Origin of the sequence: Paractinoplanes aksuensis, from assembly GCF_024137025.1 — a bacterium.
GTDB classification, from domain to species: Bacteria; Actinomycetota; Actinomycetes; order Mycobacteriales; family Micromonosporaceae; genus Actinoplanes; species Actinoplanes aksuensis.
This window is the reverse complement of the sequence record NZ_JAMYJR010000016.1, coordinates 58,191-76,776: the sequence shown is the minus strand read 5'-3', so window position 1 is coordinate 76,776 and position 18,586 is coordinate 58,191. Positions and strand designations below refer to the sequence as shown.

At 70.8% G+C, this 18,586-nt stretch carries 16 protein-coding genes and 1 tRNA gene; 9 read left to right on the top strand and 8 right to left on the bottom strand.

The window, feature by feature from the left end; translation table 11 throughout:
- Positions 1 to 6: 6 nt before the first annotated feature.
- Positions 7 to 519: a CocE/NonD family hydrolase gene (locus M1L60_RS16245; RefSeq protein WP_253238254.1), complete on the bottom strand. Its 513-nt coding sequence runs from the start codon at positions 517 to 519 to the stop codon at positions 7 to 9.
- A gap of 242 nt (positions 520 to 761) precedes the next feature.
- Here M1L60_RS16245 and M1L60_RS16240 point away from each other — a divergent pair, with 242 nt between their 5' ends.
- Entirely contained in the window at positions 762 to 2,396 is a 1,635-nt protein-coding gene (locus tag M1L60_RS16240; RefSeq protein ID WP_253238253.1) for a serine/threonine-protein kinase, read from the top strand.
- Between the two features lie 46 nt (positions 2,397 to 2,442).
- Here the strand turns inward: M1L60_RS16240 and M1L60_RS16235 are convergent, their stop codons facing one another.
- Positions 2,443 to 3,402, bottom strand: coding sequence for an AraC family transcriptional regulator (locus M1L60_RS16235; protein WP_253238252.1), 960 nt, complete (start codon positions 3,400 to 3,402; stop codon positions 2,443 to 2,445).
- A 183-nt stretch (positions 3,403 to 3,585) separates the two neighbouring features.
- Between M1L60_RS16235 and M1L60_RS16230 the strand changes: the two genes are divergently transcribed.
- Complete coding sequence (locus tag M1L60_RS16230) at positions 3,586 to 3,900, top strand: hypothetical protein (protein WP_253238251.1); 315 nt, start codon at positions 3,586 to 3,588, stop codon at positions 3,898 to 3,900.
- 126 nt (positions 3,901 to 4,026) lie between these two features.
- Here the strand turns inward: M1L60_RS16230 and M1L60_RS16225 are convergent, their stop codons facing one another.
- The 5 genes from M1L60_RS16225 to M1L60_RS16210 form a co-directional block, all read right to left on the bottom strand.
- On the bottom strand, positions 4,027 to 4,467 hold the full coding sequence (locus M1L60_RS16225; protein WP_308208496.1) for a HipA N-terminal domain-containing protein: 441 nt from the start codon (positions 4,465 to 4,467) through the stop codon (positions 4,027 to 4,029).
- Positions 4,424 to 4,663: a helix-turn-helix domain-containing protein gene (locus M1L60_RS47835; protein WP_308208495.1), complete on the bottom strand. Its 240-nt coding sequence runs from the start codon at positions 4,661 to 4,663 to the stop codon at positions 4,424 to 4,426. Before M1L60_RS47835 ends, M1L60_RS16225 begins: the two co-directional genes overlap by 44 nt.
- Positions 4,664 to 5,065: 402 nt before the next feature.
- A tRNA-Arg gene (locus M1L60_RS16220) sits at positions 5,066 to 5,137 on the bottom strand.
- Positions 5,138 to 5,187: 50 nt separating this feature from the next.
- Positions 5,188 to 5,850 carry a DUF305 domain-containing protein gene (locus M1L60_RS16215; RefSeq protein WP_253238249.1) on the bottom strand — a complete coding sequence of 221 codons (663 nt, stop codon included), beginning with the start codon at positions 5,848 to 5,850 and terminating at the stop codon, positions 5,188 to 5,190.
- Entirely contained in the window at positions 5,850 to 6,668 is an 819-nt protein-coding gene (locus tag M1L60_RS16210; RefSeq protein WP_253238248.1) for a thioredoxin-like domain-containing protein, read from the bottom strand. Before M1L60_RS16210 ends, M1L60_RS16215 begins: the two co-directional genes overlap by 1 nt.
- An 86-nt stretch (positions 6,669 to 6,754) precedes the next feature.
- Between M1L60_RS16210 and argS the strand changes: the two genes are divergently transcribed.
- The 4 genes from argS (at position 6,755) to thrC (ending at position 12,253) form a co-directional block, all read left to right on the top strand.
- The gene (gene argS / locus M1L60_RS16205; RefSeq protein ID WP_253238247.1) at positions 6,755 to 8,419 is read left to right on the top strand and encodes an arginine--tRNA ligase; all 1,665 of its coding nucleotides are present in this window, start codon (positions 6,755 to 6,757) and stop codon (positions 8,417 to 8,419) included.
- Between the two features lie 2 nt (positions 8,420 to 8,421).
- The gene (gene lysA, locus M1L60_RS16200) at positions 8,422 to 9,807 is read left to right on the top strand and encodes a diaminopimelate decarboxylase (protein ID WP_253238246.1); all 1,386 of its coding nucleotides are present in this window, start codon (positions 8,422 to 8,424) and stop codon (positions 9,805 to 9,807) included.
- Positions 9,804 to 11,117: a homoserine dehydrogenase gene (locus tag M1L60_RS16195; protein WP_253238245.1), complete on the top strand. Its 1,314-nt coding sequence runs from the start codon at positions 9,804 to 9,806 to the stop codon at positions 11,115 to 11,117. The genes lysA and M1L60_RS16195 overlap by 4 nt, the downstream gene beginning before the upstream one ends.
- Positions 11,118 to 11,203: 86 nt before the next feature.
- Complete coding sequence (gene thrC / locus M1L60_RS16190) at positions 11,204 to 12,253, top strand: threonine synthase (RefSeq protein ID WP_253238244.1); 1,050 nt, start codon at positions 11,204 to 11,206, stop codon at positions 12,251 to 12,253.
- Here thrC and M1L60_RS16185 read toward each other — a convergent pair.
- Positions 12,239 to 12,682, bottom strand: a complete 444-nt coding sequence (locus M1L60_RS16185) for a MarR family winged helix-turn-helix transcriptional regulator (RefSeq protein ID WP_253238243.1) — start codon at positions 12,680 to 12,682, stop codon at positions 12,239 to 12,241. The two genes, thrC and M1L60_RS16185, sit on opposite strands and share 15 nt — an antisense overlap.
- A gap of 189 nt (positions 12,683 to 12,871) precedes the next feature.
- On the opposite strand from M1L60_RS16185, the gene M1L60_RS16180 reads away from it, so the two are divergent.
- From M1L60_RS16180 to thrB, 3 genes are all read left to right on the top strand, one after another.
- Positions 12,872 to 16,075 (top strand): efflux RND transporter permease subunit, encoded by a 3,204-nt coding sequence (locus M1L60_RS16180; protein WP_253238242.1) that lies wholly within the window; start codon positions 12,872 to 12,874, stop codon positions 16,073 to 16,075.
- Positions 16,076 to 16,141: 66 nt separating this feature from the next.
- Positions 16,142 to 17,368, top strand: coding sequence for an MFS transporter (locus M1L60_RS16175; protein WP_253238241.1), 1,227 nt, complete (start codon positions 16,142 to 16,144; stop codon positions 17,366 to 17,368).
- Positions 17,369 to 17,388: 20 nt separating this feature from the next.
- Positions 17,389 to 18,291, top strand: coding sequence for a homoserine kinase (gene thrB, locus M1L60_RS16170; RefSeq protein ID WP_253238240.1), 903 nt, complete (start codon positions 17,389 to 17,391; stop codon positions 18,289 to 18,291).
- Positions 18,292 to 18,586: the final 295 nt, after the last annotated feature.

Here is an 18,586-nt window from a genome sequence, read left to right as displayed (position 1 = left end):
AGAGGGTCAGGGCGCCGTCGGCGTGGAGCTGGAAGACGGCGGGGAGACCCCGTTGGCGCCCCGGCGCAGCAGGCCGCCGTCCTCCTGACGGGCGATCATGTCGCTCCAGCCGAGGAAGTCGCCGACGGTGAACGCGCCCGTCCCGAACACGGCTTCGCGGAAATCGTGGGGACCGACATAAACCACGGCAACCCGCAATTCCGGCGGCGGGTCCTGCATCAGCGCCCACTGGGCCCAGCCCAGGTAGGAGGCGCCCAGGGTGGCCAGCCGGCCGTCGAACCAGGGCTGTTCGCGCAGCCAGGCGACCGTGTCCTGGCCGTCCTCGGCCTCCTGGGCCATGGGGGTGAAGCGGCCGCCCGAACCGAACGTGCCGCGCACGCTCTGGATGATCACGTGGTAGCCCCGGGCGGCGAACATCCGGCCGTTCAGCACGGACGTGGGAAAGCCGCGGCCGTACGGCGTACGCAGCAGAACTGTGCCCCGGGGCCGGGCGGTGACCGGCGCGAAGTGGTCGCCCACAGCACCACCCCGTCGCGCATCGGGGTGCGGACCGGTGCCACCACATAGTCGTTCGCCGCCCGGTTCGACCGCGTCATCCGGCCGACCGTGGCATCCGCGATTCGCTGCCGGATCGAGTACGCCATGCCGCTCCTTGATCAATTCTTGCGGTGCCCGGAAACCATAGGAGTAATGCGAAAGCGAGCGCTATTCGAGCCTTGTTCGGATGTGCGATTTCGCGGCCGGAAGGGCAGACTGCCACGGTGGAAGTTCGGCAAGCTCTCGGCGGCCGCTACACATTGCTGAGCGAACTCGGCAGGGGTGGCATGGCCGTGGTGTGGCGTGCCCGCGACGAGGTGCTGGGCCGCCCGGTCGCGGTCAAGGTGCTCGCCGGGCGGTACGCGGGCGATCCGCAGTCGCGCGCCCGCATCCGCGACGAGGCCCGCTCGGCGGCGACCTTGTCGCATCCCAACATCGCCCAGGTCTACGACTACGGCGAGGCCGAGAATCTTCCGTACGTGGTGATGGAGCTCGTCAACGGCCCGACGCTCCAGCAGCGGGTGTCGTCCGGGCCGCTGCCGCCCCGCACGATCTTCCGCATCTGCGGCGAGGTGGCGGCCGCGCTGGCCGCGGCCCACGAGGACGGGCTGGTCCACCGCGACATCAAGATGGCCAACATCATGGTCCCGCCGGCCGGGGTCAAGGTGGTCGACTTCGGCATCGCGGCCGCCGTGGGCCCGGCCTCCCCCGAGGACAGGCTGGTCGGCACCCCCGCCTACCTGGCCCCCGAACGCCTCACCGGCGACGCGGTCGAACCAGCCTCCGACATCTACGCGCTCGGGGTGCTGCTCTACCGGCTGCTCGCCCACGAGTCACCGTGGAGTGTCGAGAGCACGACCCAGATGCTCCAGGCCCACGTGTACGTCGACCCGGCCCCGCTGCCGCAGCTGCCGGGCGTGCCGGCCGCAGTCGCCGAGATGATCGACCGCTGTCTGCGGAAAGATCTCGCCGAGCGGCCGACCGCGACCGAGGTGGCGGCCGTCCTGGGTGACGCGGCCGAGGCCGCCTCGGTTCCGGCGCCGCGGCCGTCACCACCGGCCGAGGCCCCCCGCTACCTGGCCCAGCCCACCGTGGTGGCCCGGCCCAACGACCGGCCGGCCGTGGCCGGCGCTCCGGCCACCCGCGGCAACCTGGGCGAATCGTCGCGGTTCGACCACCCGCCGAACTCGGTCTGGCCGGCCACCGCGCTCGACCGGCCCGCCCGCCGTCGCCCCGAGGCGGCCACCGGCTCCGCTTCCCTCCGGAACCGCAAGCAGCTCCTGGTCGGCGGGGGTGTCGTCGCCGTGGCCGCGGCCATGCTGGTGACCTGGCTCGTCATCGCCCAGCCGGACCCGAAGGGGCAACAGCGCAACGCGGGCGTCCCGGCTCCGGTCGTGCCGCCGGTCGCGACCAGCGCGGCGGCTCGGCCCTCGGCCGGCGCCGCCGCCGGAACGGTCGGCCCTGCGCCCACAGCCGCCGGGCCGCCCGGCCGCGGGGTGATCGTGGGCAGCGGCGCGGTGCCGTCGGTCGCGCCCTCCGCGGCGGCGTCGGGGCCGCCCAGGACCAGCGAGCCGGTGGCGCCGAGCGCGTCGGGTGAACCGTCGTCGTCGTCGCCGCCGGTGGTGGCGCCGCCCGCGGGCAAGCGGCTCGAATCGCCCGGTGGGGCCGTGTGGGCCACGTGCGAGCAGGGCAAGGCCACGCTGACCGGGGCGGAGCCGGGCGAGGGGTTCACGGCCCAGACCATCGAGGCCGGGCCGGCGTTCACCGCGCGCATCCTGTTCACCGGGGCCAAGGCCAAATACCGGATGGCGGTGACCTGCGTGGGCGAGACGCCGACACTGGTGGTGCTGCCCCTCTGACCCTTGACGGTCGCGGCCCCTTCCCGCGGTCGTGGCTCTTCGGCGGTCAGCCTCGCAGGGTCTGGCTGGGGGTCTCGCCGTATTCGGCGCGGTACTCGGCGGCGAAGCGGCCCAGGTTGGCGAAACCCCAGCGGCGGGCCGAGTCCTGCACGGTCACGCCGCCGGCCCGCAGCTCCCGGTGCACGTGATCCAGGCGTACGCGGCGCAGGTAGGCCATCGGCGTGACCCCCAGATGGCGGCGGAACGCGGTCTGCAAGGCGCGGATGCCCACCCCGGCCGCGTCGGCGATCTCGGCCACGGTCAGCGGATTCGCCGGGTGCTCCTCGATGAAGCTGGTCGCCCGCCGCAGCACGGCCGGGCCGACCACGCCGCTGTCGCCGCGCGGCTCGCCGGTCATGGCCGTGTTCGGGAAGACGGTGAGCACAGTGGAGGCGACCAGGCGTACGAGCTGATCGGTGACCAGCGGCGGCGGCTCGGCGCCGGGCGTGCTCAGCTGCCGCCACACGAAGTCGGCGGTCTGCACCCACAGTCGGCGCGCCTCCTCGGAGATCGGGGTCATCCCGGTGAACTCGAGCTTGTCGGCCGGCAGCCCGGTGGCGCCCTCGGCCATCTCCCCGGCCACCGCGACGGGCAGCCGCAGCAGCACCAGCACGGCGTTCTCGTACTCGCCGGTGACCGGAACCCCCGGCGGGAAGAGCATCCCCTGCATGCGCGCCAGCTGCGCGGCCTCACCCCGCCGCTGGAGGCCGGCGCCGCCCTCGGCCAGGAACCCGGCCAGCAGGAACGGCATGGGCTCGGCCTCGGCCCGGTAGCGCACCCCGCCGAACCGGATCAGCGCGGTGTCGATGTCGCCGTACCGGCTCTCGTGAAGGCGCAGGTCAACGGCGGCCGGATCCTCGAACGAGACCCGCGACCGGTGCCGGGCGATGCGGCTGAGCGCCTTCACGGCGACGTCGCGGTCCCGCGTCCGCACGTCGAACCGCTCCGGCTTTGCTGTGAGTGCCATGGGGCTCCCTTTCACCGCCGCAGAGGGCGGCACGACTACCCAGAATGCCTAAGTCGTAACACTCCGCACGGCAAGTCGGCACTCTGGCGTGTCGCTGCGATCCGGAGCACGCTTCGGTTAACCACCACCGAGGCCCGGGTAGCACACCCGCAGGCACAAGCCCGCAGGAGATGGGGAGCGAAAATGGCTGACGAACACGTGAACACCGAGGCCGCCGAGGGCCACCGCGACCGCCGCTTCCACGGCGGCACCCCCGCCCACCTCGACGACGAAGAACTGGCCCGCCGCACCGCCGAAGAACGAGCCGAAGCCGGCGTGACCGACTACAACCCGAACGACATCCCACCCGCCACCGACGCCCCCGTCCCGTTCGACCCGGCCGCCGACAACGACGAGCAGGACATCGAAAGCGTCACCGCCCGCCAGGAGTCCGAAGGCGAAACCACCCCCCTCACCCCCGACAATCCGTTCCCCCCGACGCGCTACGCGGAATCCTGAACCCGCCACAAGCAACGGCGGCGTACGTCCCTGCTGGACCAGTCACGTACGCCGCCGGAAAGACCTCCGAGAGGCAGTGTTGGCGAAAGCCCTGCACACATACCCCCAACCTGCGGCGAGTTGTGCTCAGGCAACGGAAGCCCTCGTGGTGGTGCCCACCGTGTCGGCGTAGGTCGTACCACGGGGCATCAGCTGAGGCGTACGGGCGCCCTGCCGGGTCTCATCGCTGACGCCGAGCAGGTAGTCCCGGTCATCCAGGGTCGACGCGGTCCGGCCCTCGGCGCCGGCCTCGGTCCGAAGGCGTTCGGCGATCAGGTTCCGGCCCCAGCGATCAGGGGCCGCGTCGCTGAATGCGCCCGGAAGACCCTGCGGCAGGGGCCAGGCGCCCGTTGTCAGCCGGAGGGACGGGTCGATGGCGTATGCGCCGGCCAACGCAATGTAGTCACGATCGTAGGAGAAGGTCGCTGTCAGCCGCCCGCGGCGACGGTCCGTCCGGCGACCTCCACATAGGTGCGAAGTCGGCTCATTGACGCACTCGCTTCGGCAGCGCCTCGTCGGCGCGGGCACGACCGAGGTCTGTCTCGTAGGGATCCGTCGCAGTCACGATGGCATCCAGCACACCCAGGGCCCGGGCCACACTCAGGAAAGCCTGCACACCCACCCCGGTGTCACCGGTCTCGACCCGGCGCAAAGTGGTTCGCGATATCCCGGCTCTCTCAGCCACCTGCAAAGCAGTCAGCCCTTGCAACTTCCGCCAGGCCACGAACTGCTCACCGATGCTCTCAGCAGCCGCACTGACCCGCACAGACGGCCGAGGCACGACCCACCCAAGAGCCCAACCACCAGAGAGGCGCAACCACCGCGACGCGCAACCAGCGCAAAGCCCCACCAAGCAGAGAGCACCCCCACCGAAACGCGCAACCAGCAGAGAGCACCCCCACCGAAACGCGCAACCAGCAGAGACCAGACCCACCGAAACGCGCAACCAGCAGAGACCAGACCCACCGAAACGCGCACCCACCGGCCCGCGCAACCAAGCGCAAAAGCGCAACCAACACGGATGGGGTCCGGGGTACCCCCGGCGTGGGGTCTGGGGCTCGTGCCCCAGGTAAAAACGCACGAGCCCCAGGTCCGCGCTCTTCAGCGGACATGGGGCTCCGGCTCGTGCCCCCGGCAGGATTCGAACCTGCGCTTTCGCCTCCGGAGGGCGACGCTCTATCCCCTGAGCTACGGGGGCTCAGTGGTTTCAGAGCCTAGCAGGCCCCCAGGACCGCCCGCCAACCGGTGTCAGGCGGGCTGGAGTTCCTTCAGCAGCGTGTCGATCAGGGCCAGTTCGCCCTGCTGGCCGGAGACCATTGTCTGGGCCAGCCAGTCGACGTTCTTGTCGTCGGAGAGTTCGATGGCCTCTTGGGCCATGTGGATGCCGCCCAGGTGGTGGGCCCTCATCAGGGTCAGGAACTGCACGTCGAGGGTGTTTCCGGTGGCCTTGCGCAGGGCGTCGAGCTGTTCGGGGGTGGCCATGCCGGGCATCAGGCCGTTGACCACCGAGCCGGACGCGTCGGGCATCCAGGCCATGGGGGCGTCGGTGCCGGTGGGGCTCAGGTCCCAGTCGCGCAGCCAGGCCTGCATGTAGCCGATCTGGCCGTGCTGGGTCAGGGCGATGTCACCGGCCAGGGTGACGATGCGCGGGTTCGCCGAGTCGGCGTGGGCGATCATCGACATTTCGACGGCCTGGGCGTGGTGGGTCGACATGTCGCGCAGGAAGCCGGCCTCGACCGAGCTGTTGCCGGGGTGGCCGAGGCGGGGGATCAGCAGGCCGGCGGCCACGCCGAGGGCCAGGCCGAGGATCAGGGCGGCCACCGCCAGCCAGGGCTGGGAGCGGTGGGCGGCGCCTCCCCCGCCGGGAGCGGCGACGTCGGCCGCCGCTCCCGAGTCGGTGGAGACGGTCATCAGTTGCCCATCGTGGCGCCACCGGGCGCGGCGGCCTGAACGGGGCCGGTGGTGGTGATGCCGCTGGAGCAGCCGGCGCCGGGCTCCATCGTGGCGACCACGCGCGTGTCCTGGATGAACTGGTCGATGCGGCTGTCGTTGACGTCGTCGACCTTGAGCTGGTAGCCCCAGACCTGGACGGAGACGTTCTTGTCGAGGCCGGCGTAGGGCGACATGAGCGTGAACTCCTTGCCCTGGACCTTTTCCTTCAGCTTCTCGACCTGGTCGGCGGGCAGGCCTTCCTTGTACGTCACCCAGACCGCGCCGTGCTCGAGGCTGTGCACCGCGTGCTCGTTGGCGATCGGCTTGTCGTACACGTCACCCATGCAGTTCTGCCATGCGCTGTTGTGGGCGCCGCCGACGGGCGGGCTGGTCACGTAGGTCTGCGCGCCCTCTTTGTGGTCGCGGGCGTCGATCGCGGCGTTCTTCTGCTCGCGGTAGTTGGTGACGCCGGCGATCTCGCTGACCTTGTCCTCCCAGCCACGGGAGCCCTGGACGGCGGCGAAGACGCCGTAGCCGATGATGCCGACGGCGATGAGCACGACCACGCCCGCCACCGCGATGGGGCCCCAGTTGCGGCTGCCGGCGACCTTGACCGGGGCGATGGGTTTGCGGCCCTTGCCGCCGCCCTTGCCCGCCGGACCCTTGCCGGCGGGGCCTCGGGCCCCGGCCGGCTTTTTGCCCGCGGGGGCCTTGGCCGGGGGCTTACCCTGACCGGAGGTCTTGTCGACCTTGACGGACTGCGGGACCCGCTCGGGACCCGGCGTGCTCATACTCATCGTGCCTCGTCGATTCTTTGGGAAGAAGGCTGGCGGGGCTCGGGTGGCCGCCGAGCGTCGAAGTCTACCCCCGATAACATGGCCGAGTGACTCCCGCCAACCTTGCTTCCACCGTTCTCTCAGCTGCTCGTGCCGTGTTCGAGACCCGCGGCCTCGACCTCTCGGCGCTGCCCGCGACGACGACGGTCGAGCGACCCCGCAGCCCCGAGCACGGTGACTACGCGTCCACGCTGGCGCTGCAGCTGGGCAAGAAGGCGGGCGTGGCGCCGCGCGAGCTGGCCGCTGCCCTGGCCGAGGAGCTGGGTCGCCAGCCGGGCATCAAGTCGGTCGAGATCGCCGGGCCGGGCTTCCTGAACATCCGGCTCGACGCGGCCGCGGCGGGCGTGCTGGCCCGCGACATCGTGCTGGCCGGTTCGGCCTACGGGCATTCCGACGCCCTGGCCGGCGATCACATCAACCTCGAGTTCGTCTCGGCCAACCCGACCGGCCCGGTGCACATCGGCGGCGTCCGGTGGGCCGCGGTCGGCGACGCGCTGTCCCGCGTGTTGCGGGCGGCCGGGGCCACGGTCGGCACGGAGTACTACTTCAACGACGCCGGGTCGCAGATCGACCGGTTCGCACGGTCGCTCTATGCCAGCGCGAAGGGCGAGCCCGCCCCCGAGGACGGCTACGGCGGCGCGTACATCGCCGAGATCGCCACGGCCGTGGTGGCCGAGGCGCCCGACGTGCTGAAGCTGGGCGAGCCCGAGGCGCTCGAGACGTTCCGCCGGGTCGGCGTCGAGCTGATGTTCGCCGAGATCAAGCAGTCGCTGACCGAGTTCGGGGTCGAGTTCGACACGTACTTCAACGAGAAAGACCTGCACGACCGGGGTGAGCTGCAAGAGGCCCTCGACCGGCTGCGCGAGCAGGGGCACATCTTCGAGTCCGAGGGCGCCACCTGGCTGCGGACGACCGAGTTCGGCGACGACAAGGACCGGGTGCTTCGCAAGTCGGACGGCGACTGGACCTACTTCGCGGCAGACTGCGCCTACTACCTCGACAAGCGCAAGCGCGGCTTCGACCGGGTCGTGATCATGCTGGGCGCCGACCACCACGGCTACATCGGCCGCATGAAGGCGATGTCGGCCTGTTTCGGCGACGACCCGGCCCGCAACCTCGAGATCCTGATCGGCCAGCTGGTCAACCTGGTGCGCGACGGCGAGCCGGTGCGGATGAGCAAGCGGGCCGGCACGGTGGTCACGCTCGAGGACTTCGTCGATGCCCTGGGGGTCGACGCCACCCGGTACGCGCTGGCCCGGTACTCGTCCGACTCGCCGATCGACATCGACATCGACGAGTGGACCCGCGCGACCAAAGACAACAAGGTCTACTACGTGCAGTACGTGGCCGCGCGGACGGCCAGCGTCGCGCGGAACGCGGCTGACGTCGGTCTGACCCGCGGCGAGCCCGGCGCCTTCCGCCCCGAACTTCTCAGCCACGAGAAGGAAAACGACCTGATCAAGGCCCTGGGTGAGTTCCCGGCGGTGGTGACCCGGTCGGCCGAGCTGCGTGAGCCCCACCACGTAGCCCGCTATCTGGAGGACCTCGCAGCGGCCTACCACAAGTTCTACGACAACTGCCGCGTGCTGCCGCAGGGTGACGAGCCCGTCACCGACCAGCAGCGGGCGCGGCTCTGGCTCAACGACGCCACCCGTACGGTGATCGAGAACGGGTTGGGCCTGCTCGGCGTCTCGGCGCCCGAAAGGATGTAGGGATGCGAGCTCATGAGGCCGGGGCGCTGCACGGCGACCTCGGACAACGCGGGCCGGCCTGGTTGCGTACGCCGATCGATGTCAACGCCCTCGTGCCGCAGCTCTGGCCGCGCACCGTCAGCCGCACCGACGCCGGCCACCTCGAGATCGGCGGCGTGAGCGTGGCCGACCTGGCCGCCGAGCACGGTACGCCGGCCTACCTGCTCGACGAGGACGACCTGCGCGCCCGCTGCCGCGACTTCAACTCCGCGTTCGCCGAGGCCGACGTCTACTACGCGGGCAAGTCGTTCCTGTGCAAGGCGGTCGTCCGGGTCGTGAACGAGGAGGGCTTGTTCCTCGACGTCTGCTCGGGCGGCGAGCTCGCGGTGGCGCTGGCCGCCGGTTTCCCGGCCGAGCGCATCGGCTTCCACGGCAACAACAAGTCGGTCTCCGAGCTCACCCGCGCCCTCGACGCCGGGGTGGGCCGCATCGTCGTCGACTCGTTCGACGAGATCGAGCGGCTGACCACCCTCGCTGTCGAGAAGCAGCAACGGCCGCAGGTTCTCGTCCGGGTCACGGTGGGTGTCGAAGCACACACTCACGAGTTCATCGCGACCGCTCACGAGGACCAGAAGTTCGGCTTCTCGCTGGCCGGGGGCGCGGCGTTCCAGGCCGCCACCAGGATCCTCGACGAGGGTGTGCTCGACCTGCGGGGCCTGCACTCGCACATCGGCTCGCAGATCTTCGACACGAGCGGGTTCGAGGTCGCGGCCCGCCGGGTGCTCGAGCTGCAGGCCCAGATCCGCGACGCCCGCGGGGTCGAGCTGCCGGAGCTCGACCTGGGCGGGGGCTTCGGCATCGCGTACACCACGCAGGACGACCCGAGCAGCGCCGGCGACCTGGCCAAGCGGATCAACAAGATCGTCGAGTCGGAGTGCGAGCTGGCCTCGCTGCGCAAGCCCAAGCTCTCGATCGAGCCCGGCCGGGCCATCGTGGGGCCCTCGGTGCTGACGTTGTACGAGGTCGGCACGGTCAAGGACGTCGACGGCATCCGCACGTACGTGAGCGTCGACGGCGGCATGAGCGACAACATCCGTACGGCCCTGTACGACGCTTCCTACTCGGCCACGGTGGCCGGCCGGGCCAGCGACGCCGAGCCGATCCTGGCCCGCGTGGTGGGAAAGCATTGTGAATCCGGGGACATCGTCGTGAAGGATGAATTCCTGCCCGCCGACGTGCAGCCCGGAGATCTTCTCGCCGTGCCCGGCACCGGCGCCTATTGCCGGAGCATGGCCAGCAACTACAACCACGTGCCTCGGCCACCCGTGGTGGCGGTGCGCGATGGCGCCTCGCGCGTGATCGTGCGGCGGGAGACCGAGGACGACCTGCTCGCATTGGATGTTGGATGAGCATGCCTGCAAAGCCCGTCCGCCTCGCCCTCCTCGGGTGCGGCACCGTCGGGTCGGAAGTCGTACACCTCCTGAACGCTCAGGCTCAGGACCTGACGGCCCGGATCGGCGCCCCGCTCGAGATCGTCGGCATCGCGGTCCGCCGCCTCGGCCGCGAGCGCGGCGACCTGCCGATCGACCCGGCCCTGTTCACCACGGACGCGCTCGGCCTGGTCAAGCGGGACGACGTCGACGTGGTGATCGAGGTCGTGGGTGGCATCGAGCCGGCCCGCACCTGGCTGGTCGAGGCGCTGCGCGCGGGCAAGAGCGTGGTCACGGCCAACAAGGCGCTGCTGGCCGAGGACGGCGCGGCCCTGCACGACGCGGCGGCCGAGGGCAACGCCGACCTCTACTACGAGGCGTCCGTGGCCGGGGCGATCCCGCTGCTGCGCCCGCTGCGCGAGTCGCTGCACGGCGACCGGGTCACCCGGGTCACCGGCATCGTGAACGGCACGACCAACTTCATCCTCTCGTCGATGGACGCCACCGGGGCCGGGTTCAGCGAGGCTCTCGACGAGGCGACCGAGCTGGGGTACGCCGAGGCCGATCCGACAGCCGACGTCGAGGGCTTCGACGCCGCGGCCAAGGCGGCCATCCTCGCCTCGCTGGCCTTCCACAGCCGGGTCACCGCGGCCGACGTGTTCCGCGAGGGCATGACCGGCGTGACGGCCGGCGACATGGCCAGCGCGAAAGAGATGGGCTGCACGATCAAGCTGCTCTGCATCGCCGAGCGGGGCCCGGACGAGACCGGGCAGGAATCGGTCAGCGTACGCGTGCACCCGGCGATGATCCCGCGGAGTCACCCGCTGGCCAGCGTGGGCGACGCCTTCAACGCTGTCTTCGTCGAGGCCGACGCGGCCGGGCAGCTGATGTTCTACGGCCGGGGCGCGGGCGGCCGGCCGACCGCGAGCGCGGTGCTGGGCGACATCGTGGCGGCGGCCCGCAACCGGCTCTCGGGCACCCGGGCGCCGAGCGAGAGCAACTACGCCCACCTGCCGGTCCGGCCCATCGGCGCGGCCATGACCCGCTACCACATCAGCCTCGACGTGGCCGAGCGCCCGGGCGTGCTGGCCGCCGTGGCCGGGGTCTTCGCCCAGCACGAGGTGTCGATCGCGACCGTACGTCAGTCGGGCCGGGCCGAGGACGCCAAGCTGGTCATCGTCACCCACGGCGCGCCGGACGCGAACCTGGCCGCCACTGTCGAAGACTTGTCGGGGCTGGACATCGTCCGCTCGATCGCCAGCGTGCTGCGCGTCGAGGGCGGCGCCTGAAGTCCCAATTGATGGACATCGGGTCTCAAGATTCGGCGAACTGGGGCACGCTGGTCCGGGTTCGCAAAACGTAGAGGAGCGCTGCCATGTATCGGGGACTCATCGAGGCGTATCGGGATCGTCTTCCGGTCACCGACAAGACCCCGGTGATCACGCTGCACGAGGGCAACACGCCGCTCGTGCCGGCGCCGGCGCTGTCCGCCCGCACCGGGGCGGACGTCTACCTCAAGGTCGAGGGGGCCAACCCGACCGGCTCGTTCAAGGACCGCGGCATGACCATGGCCGTGTCCAAGGCGGTCGAGGAGGGCGCGAAGGCGATCATCTGCGCGTCCACCGGCAACACCAGTGCCTCGGCCGCGGCGTACGCGGCCCGGGCCGGCGTCACCTGCGCCGTGCTCGTGCCCCAGGGCAAGATCGCGCTCGGCAAGCTGGCCCAGGCGCTCGTCCACGGGGCCAAGTTGCTGCAGGTCAACGGCAACTTCGACGACTGCCTGGCGCTCGCCTCGAAGCTGTCACAAGACTTCCCCGTCTCGCTGGTCAACTCGGTCAACATCTTCCGCCTGCACGGCCAGAAGACGGCCGCCTTCGAGATCGTCGAGGCGCTGGGCGACGCTCCCGACATCCACTGCCTGCCCGTCGGCAACGCCGGCAACATCTCGGCGTACTGGATGGGTTATCAGGAGGACGAAGCGGCCGGTAACAGCACGCGCCGGCCGCGCATGTTCGGCTTCCAGGCATCGGGCGCCGCGCCGATCGTGACCGGCAAGGTGGTCGAGGAGCCGTCGACGATCGCCACCGCCATCCGGATCGGCAACCCGGCCAGCTGGACCAAGGCGCTGGACGCCCGGGACTCGTCGGACGGCCTGATCAACGCCGTGACCGACCGCGAGATCCTCTCGGCCTACCGGCTGCTGGCCCGCGAGGTGGGCGTGTTCGTCGAGCTGGGCAGCGCGGCCAGCGTCGCCGGGCTGCTGCAGCAGGCGGCCGAGGGCAAGATCCCGGCCGGGGCGACGGTGGTGTGCACCGTCACCGGGCACGGCCTCAAGGACCCGGAGTGGGCGATCTCGACCGCGCCCTCGCCGACCACGATCCAGAACGACGTGCTGATCGCCGCGCGCGAGCTAGGCCTCGCCTGAGTCGGCCGCTTTGAGAATGAGCGCCGTCGCCTGAGCGACGACCTCGAGCTCCTCGGCTGAGAGACGGCTGAGGAGCGTACGCATCTTCTCCTCGCCCGCATTGAAGATGCTCGCGATGAGTTCCCGACCCGCGCGCGTCAGCGCGATCCGGCGTACGCGCCGGTCGTGCGGGTCTTCCGCGCGGGCGACCAGGTCCTGCACCACGAGCCGGTCGATCATGCCGGTCAGCGCGGCCGCGCCGATCCCGACCATGGCGGCCAGCTCGCTGCCCGGCACCGAGCCGTGGCGGGCAAGCAGCATGAGGATTCTGAGCTGCGACAACGTGAGGTGCGAGGAGAAGAGCGGGTCGGCCCGGTCCTCGGCGATCACGTCCTGCAGCCGCTGCTGCGCGCCCATAATGTCGGCAATGAGCTGTTGCTTGTCGGCCAACGCCGCGGGCCCCTCTTTCGTTACGCGCCGATGGCCGGCCTGCGTCCCCGTCCAACCGCCCCACCCGCCGCCCGAGCCGGAGATGGGCCGATGTCTCAAGACGGACGGTACCAGCGCCCCGGCGGAAAACCATTTGTTCGCGTCGGGCAAACTATTAGTGCTGGACGAAACTTTACCGGGGGAGCGCCCATGTCCTTCCTGACCCGGCTGAGCCTGGCCAACCGAAGTCTCGTAGCCCTGATCGCCGTGGTGATCACGGGCTTCGGGCTGTTCGCCATCCCATCTCTGAAGCAGCAGCTGTTCCCGTCGATCGAGTTCCCGGCTGCCTTCGTGACCGCGACCCTGCCCGGGGCCGGTCCGGAGGTCATCCAGGACCAGATCACCGAACCGCTCGAGGACGCGGCCAAGGGCCTCGACGGCATCGACAGCGTCACGTCGAGCACCCGCGAGGGCATCGCCACGGTGACCGTGGCCTTCGTCTTCGGCACCGACATCGACGCCGCGGTCAACCAGCTCACGACCGCCGTCAACCGGGTGCAGCCGCAGCTGCCGGACGACGTCGAGCCGACGATCTTCGCCGGCGGCACCGACGACATCCCGGCCATCGTGCTCGCGGCGTCGGGCGGGGGCGACGAGAGCGCGCTGCTCGACAAGCTCAACGACACGGTCGTGCCCGAGCTCAATGCGATCGACGGCGTGCGTGACACCCAGATCACCGGCGCCCGCGCGGCCCAGGTCGTGATCACGCCTGACCTGGCCAAGCTCACCGCGGCCGGGGTCAACCCGCAGGCGCTGACCACCGTGCTGCAGCAGAACGGCATCTCGGTGCCGGCGGGCGCGGTCACCGAGGGCAGCCGGTCGCTGACCGTTCAGGTGGGCAGCTCGATCAGCTCGATCGACCAGCTCAAGGCGCTCTACCTCAGCGGCGCCCGCGGCCCGGTGCAGCTCAGCTCCGTCGCCACGGTCGAGAGCAAGCTGCCCGCGGCCACCTCGTACACGCGGACCGACGGCGTCGACAGCCTGGGCATCGCGGTCACGGCCCGGCCGGACGGCAACCCGGTCGACATCTCTCATGCCGTACGGGAACAGCTGGCCGACCTCGAGAAGGCGTCCGGCGCCAAGCTGACCGTGGTGGTCGACCAGGCCCCGTTCGTCGAGCGCTCGATCGAGAGCCTCACCACCGAGGGCCTGCTGGGCCTGGTGATGGCCGTGATCGTGATCCTGGTCTTCCTGCTCTCGATCCGTTCGACGCTGGTCACGGCCGTGTCGATCCCGCTCTCGGTGCTGATCGCCCTGATCGCGCTGTGGATCGGCGACTACACGCTCAACCTGCTCACCCTGGGCGCGCTGACGATCGCGGTCGGCCGCGTGGTCGACGACTCGATCGTCGTGCTGGAGAACATCAAGCGACATCTGGAGTACGGCGAGCCGAAGGTCCACGCGATCATCTCGGCCGTCAAGGAGGTGTCGGGCGCGGTCACCGCCTCGACCCTGACCACCGTGGCCGTGTTCGCGCCGATCGCCCTGGTCGGTGGCTTCGTCGGCCAGATCTTCTCGTCGTTCGCCATCACCGTCACCGTGGCCCTGCTGGCCTCGCTGTTCGTGGCCCTGACGGTGGTGCCCGTGCTGGCGTACTGGTTCCTCAAGCCGCCGCCGGCCGACGCCGACACCGAGGCGATCCGGCAGGCCGCCGAGGAGAAGGAGCGCCGCAACCCGCTCCAGCGGGCCTACCTGCCGGTGATCCGGTTCGCGACCAAGCGGCGCTGGACCACGCTGGCCATCGGCCTGGTCGTGCTGATCGGCACGCTCGGCCTCTCGACCCGGCTCGAGACGAACTTCCTCGACGACTCGGGTCAGGACTCGCTGTCCATCACCCAGGAGCTGCCGGTCGGCACCAACCTGGAGGCCACCAACACCGCGGCCAAGCAGGTCGAGGGAGTGCTGGCCGACACGGCCGGGGTCAAGACCTACCAGGTGTCGCTGGGCAGCGGCGGGGACTTCAACCCGTTCGTCGGCGGCGGGGGCGCCAGCACCGCCAGCTTCAACGTGGGCCTCGACGAGGACGCCGACGCGGGCAAGATCACCGATGAGCTGCGGGACAAGTTCGCCGCCATGAACGGCATCGGCGAGGTCAGCATCGGCGCCGACGCCTCCGGTCTCGGTGGCGGCAGCGAGCTTTCGGTTCAGGTCAAGTCGGCCGACGCCGATTCGCTCCGCACCACCTCGGAGCAGGTGCAGAAGGCGATGACCGATCAGGGCCTGCTCGAGGTGACCAGCTCGCTGGCGGCCAGCGTCCCGCGTCTCGACGTGGTCGTGAAGCGCGAGGCCGCCGCCCGGGCCGGCCTGACCGAGGCGGCCATCGCGCAGAATGTCGCGGGTGCGTTCCGCTCGGCTCCGGCCGGCCGGATCACGGTCGACGGCTCCAGCCAGGACGTCGTGATCTCGTTCGGCTCGGCTCCGGCCGACCCGGCCGCGCTGCGGGCACTGCCCCTCACCACCGCCCGCGGTCCCGTGCCGCTGAGCACGGTGGCCGAGGTCAAGGAGGTCAACGGGCCCGAGGAGGTCACCCGGGTCGACGGCGAACGTACGGCCACCGTGACCGGCACGAACTCCGGTTCCGACCTCGGTGCGGCGACCCGCGACCTGCAGAAGAAGCTCGACGGGCTGACCCTGCCGGCCGGCGCCACGGCCACCATCGGCGGTGCCAGCGCCGACCAGGCCGAGGCGTTCCAGCAGCTGGGGCTGGCCGTGCTCGCGGCCATCGCGATCGTCTTCATCATCATGGTGGCGACGTTCCGCAGCCTCATCCAGCCGGTCATCCTGCTGGTCTCGATCCCGTTCGCGGCGACCGGCGCGATCGGCCTGCTGCTGATCACCGGGACCCCGCTGGGCGTGCCGGCCCTGATCGGTGTGTTGATGCTCGTAGGCATCGTGGTGACAAATGCCATCGTGCTCATGGACCTCATCAACCACTACCGTGCGGCCGGCATGGGTGTGCAGGAGGCGGTGATCGAGGGCGGCCGGCACCGTCTGCGGCCGATCCTGATGACCGCCATCGCGACCATCTTCGCGCTGATCCCGATGGCACTGGGTCTGACCGGCGAGGGCGGGTTCATCTCGCAGCCACTGGCCATTGTGGTCATCGGCGGTCTGGTCAGCTCGACGCTGCTCACCCTGGTGCTGGTGCCGACGCTCTACACCATGGTCGAGAACAGCAAGGAGAAGCGCCGCCGGAAGCGCCTGGCCAAGAAGGGTGGCGCGCCCGCGCCCGAGCCGGTGGAGCCCGATGCCGCGGACGAGCCGGAGCCGCAGCCCAGCGGCGCCCTGCGCGGCTACACCGACCAGTTCGAGGTGTTGAAGATGCCCAAGGGTCCGAAGCCGGCCCAGGAGTAGGGCCCGGACCTCCCGGGCGACCGGCCGCCACCGGTCGCCCGGGACCGGGCAGTAACGTGCGTGTACGTGGCAACAGCGTTCTCGGTCGTTACCGGCAACCGCGACTTCCGCCGGCTCTTCGCGGCCGAGCTGGTCGTCTTCGGGGCCGACTGGTTTGTGATGATTCCCCTGCTCGTGCTGCTGCCCGAGCTCACCGGCAGCGGCGTCTGGGGCGGGCTGGTGCTGGCCGCCGACACCGGCATCAACGCGCTGCTGCTGCCTTACACCGGCACGGTGGCCGACCGGTTCGACCGGCGCAAAATTCTGATCACGGCCAACCTCGCCGCCTTCGTCGCGGTGCTGCTGCTGTTCACCGTCCAGTCGGCCGCGACCGCGCCTCTGGCCCTGGTCGCCATCGGCGCGATGGCGGTGGCCAAGGCCTTCTACTCGCCGGCCGCCTCGGCCGCGTTGCCCAACGTCGTCGACCCGCCGGACCTGGCCGCGGCCAACACCGTCTCGGGTTCGGCCTGGGGCACGATGACGATCGTCGGCGCCTCGCTCGGCGGTGTGGTCGGCGCGGCCTTCGGCCCGTACGTCTGTTTCGGCGTCACCGCCGCCCTGCTGCTGCTCGGGGCCGCGCTGACCGCCACCATCCGCCGCCCGCTGCAGACCGGACGCGAGGCCGGAACGCCGCCGCCCCGCACCGGGCACGCGCTGCGCGAGTCGTTCGGCTATCTGCGGGCCAACCCGCGTATCCGCGCCCTGGTGACCGTGAAGATGGCGGCCGGGCTGGGCAACGGCGTGCTCACCGTCTTCCCGCTCATCGCCGGCCTGCACGGCGCCGGCGTGCTCGGGGCCGGGCTGCTCTTCGCGGTGCGCGGCGCGGGCGCGCTGGCCGGCCCGTTCGTCCTGGGACCGGTGATCCGCCGCAAGTCGTGGCTGTTCCCGGGTCTGGCCCTCTCGATGGCCCTGTACGGCGTCGGCTACCTCGGTGTCGCCGTGGCCCCCTGGTTCCCGCTGGTGCTGGTGCTGGTCTTCGTGGCCCACCTGGCCGGCGGGGCCAACTGGGTGCTCTCGAACTACGCGCTGCAGGGCGAGGTGCCCGACCGGCTGCGCGGGCGGGTCTTCTCGACCGACCTCATGCTGGCCACTCTGGCCATCGCGATCAGCCAGCTGGGCGCGACGGCGGTGGTCGACGTCGTCGACGAGTGGGTCATTCTGGCCGGCTGCGGCCTGGTGACGCTTACCTACGCGATCGTCTGGCGCGTCGCGACCCGCCGGCTGGCCTCCGACGCGACGGTCCAGCCTTCGTGATCAAGCTCTAGTCTGTGGCGATGGCCCCGATCTTCGCCACCGAGCCGGTGTCCGTGCGCACGCCGGCCACCAGCGCCAACCTCGGTCCCGGGTTCGACGCCCTGGGTCTCGCGCTGACGCTCTACGACGACCTCACGGCCCGGGTCACCCCGGGCGGCTTCACGGTCACGGTGACCGGTGAGGGCGCGGGCGAGCTCCCCGGCGACGAGTCGCACCTGGTGCTGCGGGCCATGCTGGCCACCTTCGACGAGATCGGCGAGCGCCCACCCGGCCTGGCCGTCGAGTGCGTCAACCGCATCCCGCAGGCGCGCGGGCTCGGGTCGTCCTCGGCCGCGATCGTCGGCGGCGTGCAACTGGCCCGCGGCCTGGTCGCCAACGACCTCGGCCACGAGGACGCGCTGCGCATCGCGGCCCGGCTCGAGGGCCACCCCGACAACGTCGCGCCCTGTCTGCTCGGCGGCTTCACCATCGCCTGGACGGAAGGTCCGGGGGCGCGGGCCGTGAAACTCGCGGCGGCCAGGGGCGTGCATCCGACAGTCTTCATTCCGGCCGAGCGCGGCTACACGGCGTCGGCCCGCGCGGCCCTGCCGTCGGCCGTCCCGCACGTCGACGCGTCCTTCAACTCGGGTCGCGCCGCCCTGCTCACCCATGCTCTGACCAGCGATCCCAGCCTGCTCCTGCCGGCCACCGAGGATCGCCTGCACCAGGGCTACCGGGCCGAGGCCATGCCGGGCACGGCGTCGCTCGTGGCGTCCCTGCGCTCGGTCGGTGTGGCCGCTGTGGTCAGTGGGGCGGGCCCCTCGGTGCTCGCGTTGACCGAGGTCCCGGCCGATTTCCACCCGGGAACAGCATGGCGCGCCGAGTCGTTGGGCGTGGATGGCGCCGGTGCTCTTGTCAAAGGGAGTATGGTGGAACTCGCCTAGCGGGGCCCTGTTGCCGCAGGTCGCACGAGTTGACTACGCTCAAGACCAAGCACACAGCCGCTAAGCGATCTCTGCGGTTCGGCGCGCACCCCCGAGACTCTTATGGCCTTCTGGCCGTCTCACCTCCTCAAAGGCACACGCCGAGCAGCAACCGAGAAGGTCGCTGCACTCGCCGAGACCTACTCGTCAAACCTTTGACGAGCAGGGACACCGTCGAGCTGCCGTGCTTGCAAACTCCCGCATTGCTCATGCGAGGCGGGTACCGCGACACCCGGCCATCAGGCTGCAGAACCGG

Excerpts from the sequence above, each read along its gene's own strand:
- M1L60_RS16230 (WP_253238251.1), top strand. The coding sequence starts at position 3,586 with ATGGCTGACGAACACGTGAACACCGAGGCCGCCGAGGGCCACCGCGAC.
- lysA (WP_253238246.1), top strand. The coding sequence starts at position 8,422 with ATGCGAGCTCATGAGGCCGGGGCGCTGCACGGCGACCTCGGACAACGC.
- thrB (WP_253238240.1), top strand. The coding sequence starts at position 17,389 with ATGGCCCCGATCTTCGCCACCGAGCCGGTGTCCGTGCGCACGCCGGCC.
- thrC (WP_253238244.1), top strand. The coding sequence starts at position 11,204 with ATGTATCGGGGACTCATCGAGGCGTATCGGGATCGTCTTCCGGTCACC.
- M1L60_RS16235 (WP_253238252.1), bottom strand. The coding sequence starts at position 3,402 with ATGGCACTCACAGCAAAGCCGGAGCGGTTCGACGTGCGGACGCGGGAC.
- M1L60_RS16215 (WP_253238249.1), bottom strand. The coding sequence starts at position 5,850 with ATGACCGTCTCCACCGACTCGGGAGCGGCGGCCGACGTCGCCGCTCCC.
- M1L60_RS16180 (WP_253238242.1), top strand. The coding sequence starts at position 12,872 with ATGTCCTTCCTGACCCGGCTGAGCCTGGCCAACCGAAGTCTCGTAGCC.
- M1L60_RS16195 (WP_253238245.1), top strand. The coding sequence starts at position 9,804 with ATGAGCATGCCTGCAAAGCCCGTCCGCCTCGCCCTCCTCGGGTGCGGC.
- M1L60_RS16210 (WP_253238248.1), bottom strand. The coding sequence starts at position 6,668 with ATGAGTATGAGCACGCCGGGTCCCGAGCGGGTCCCGCAGTCCGTCAAG.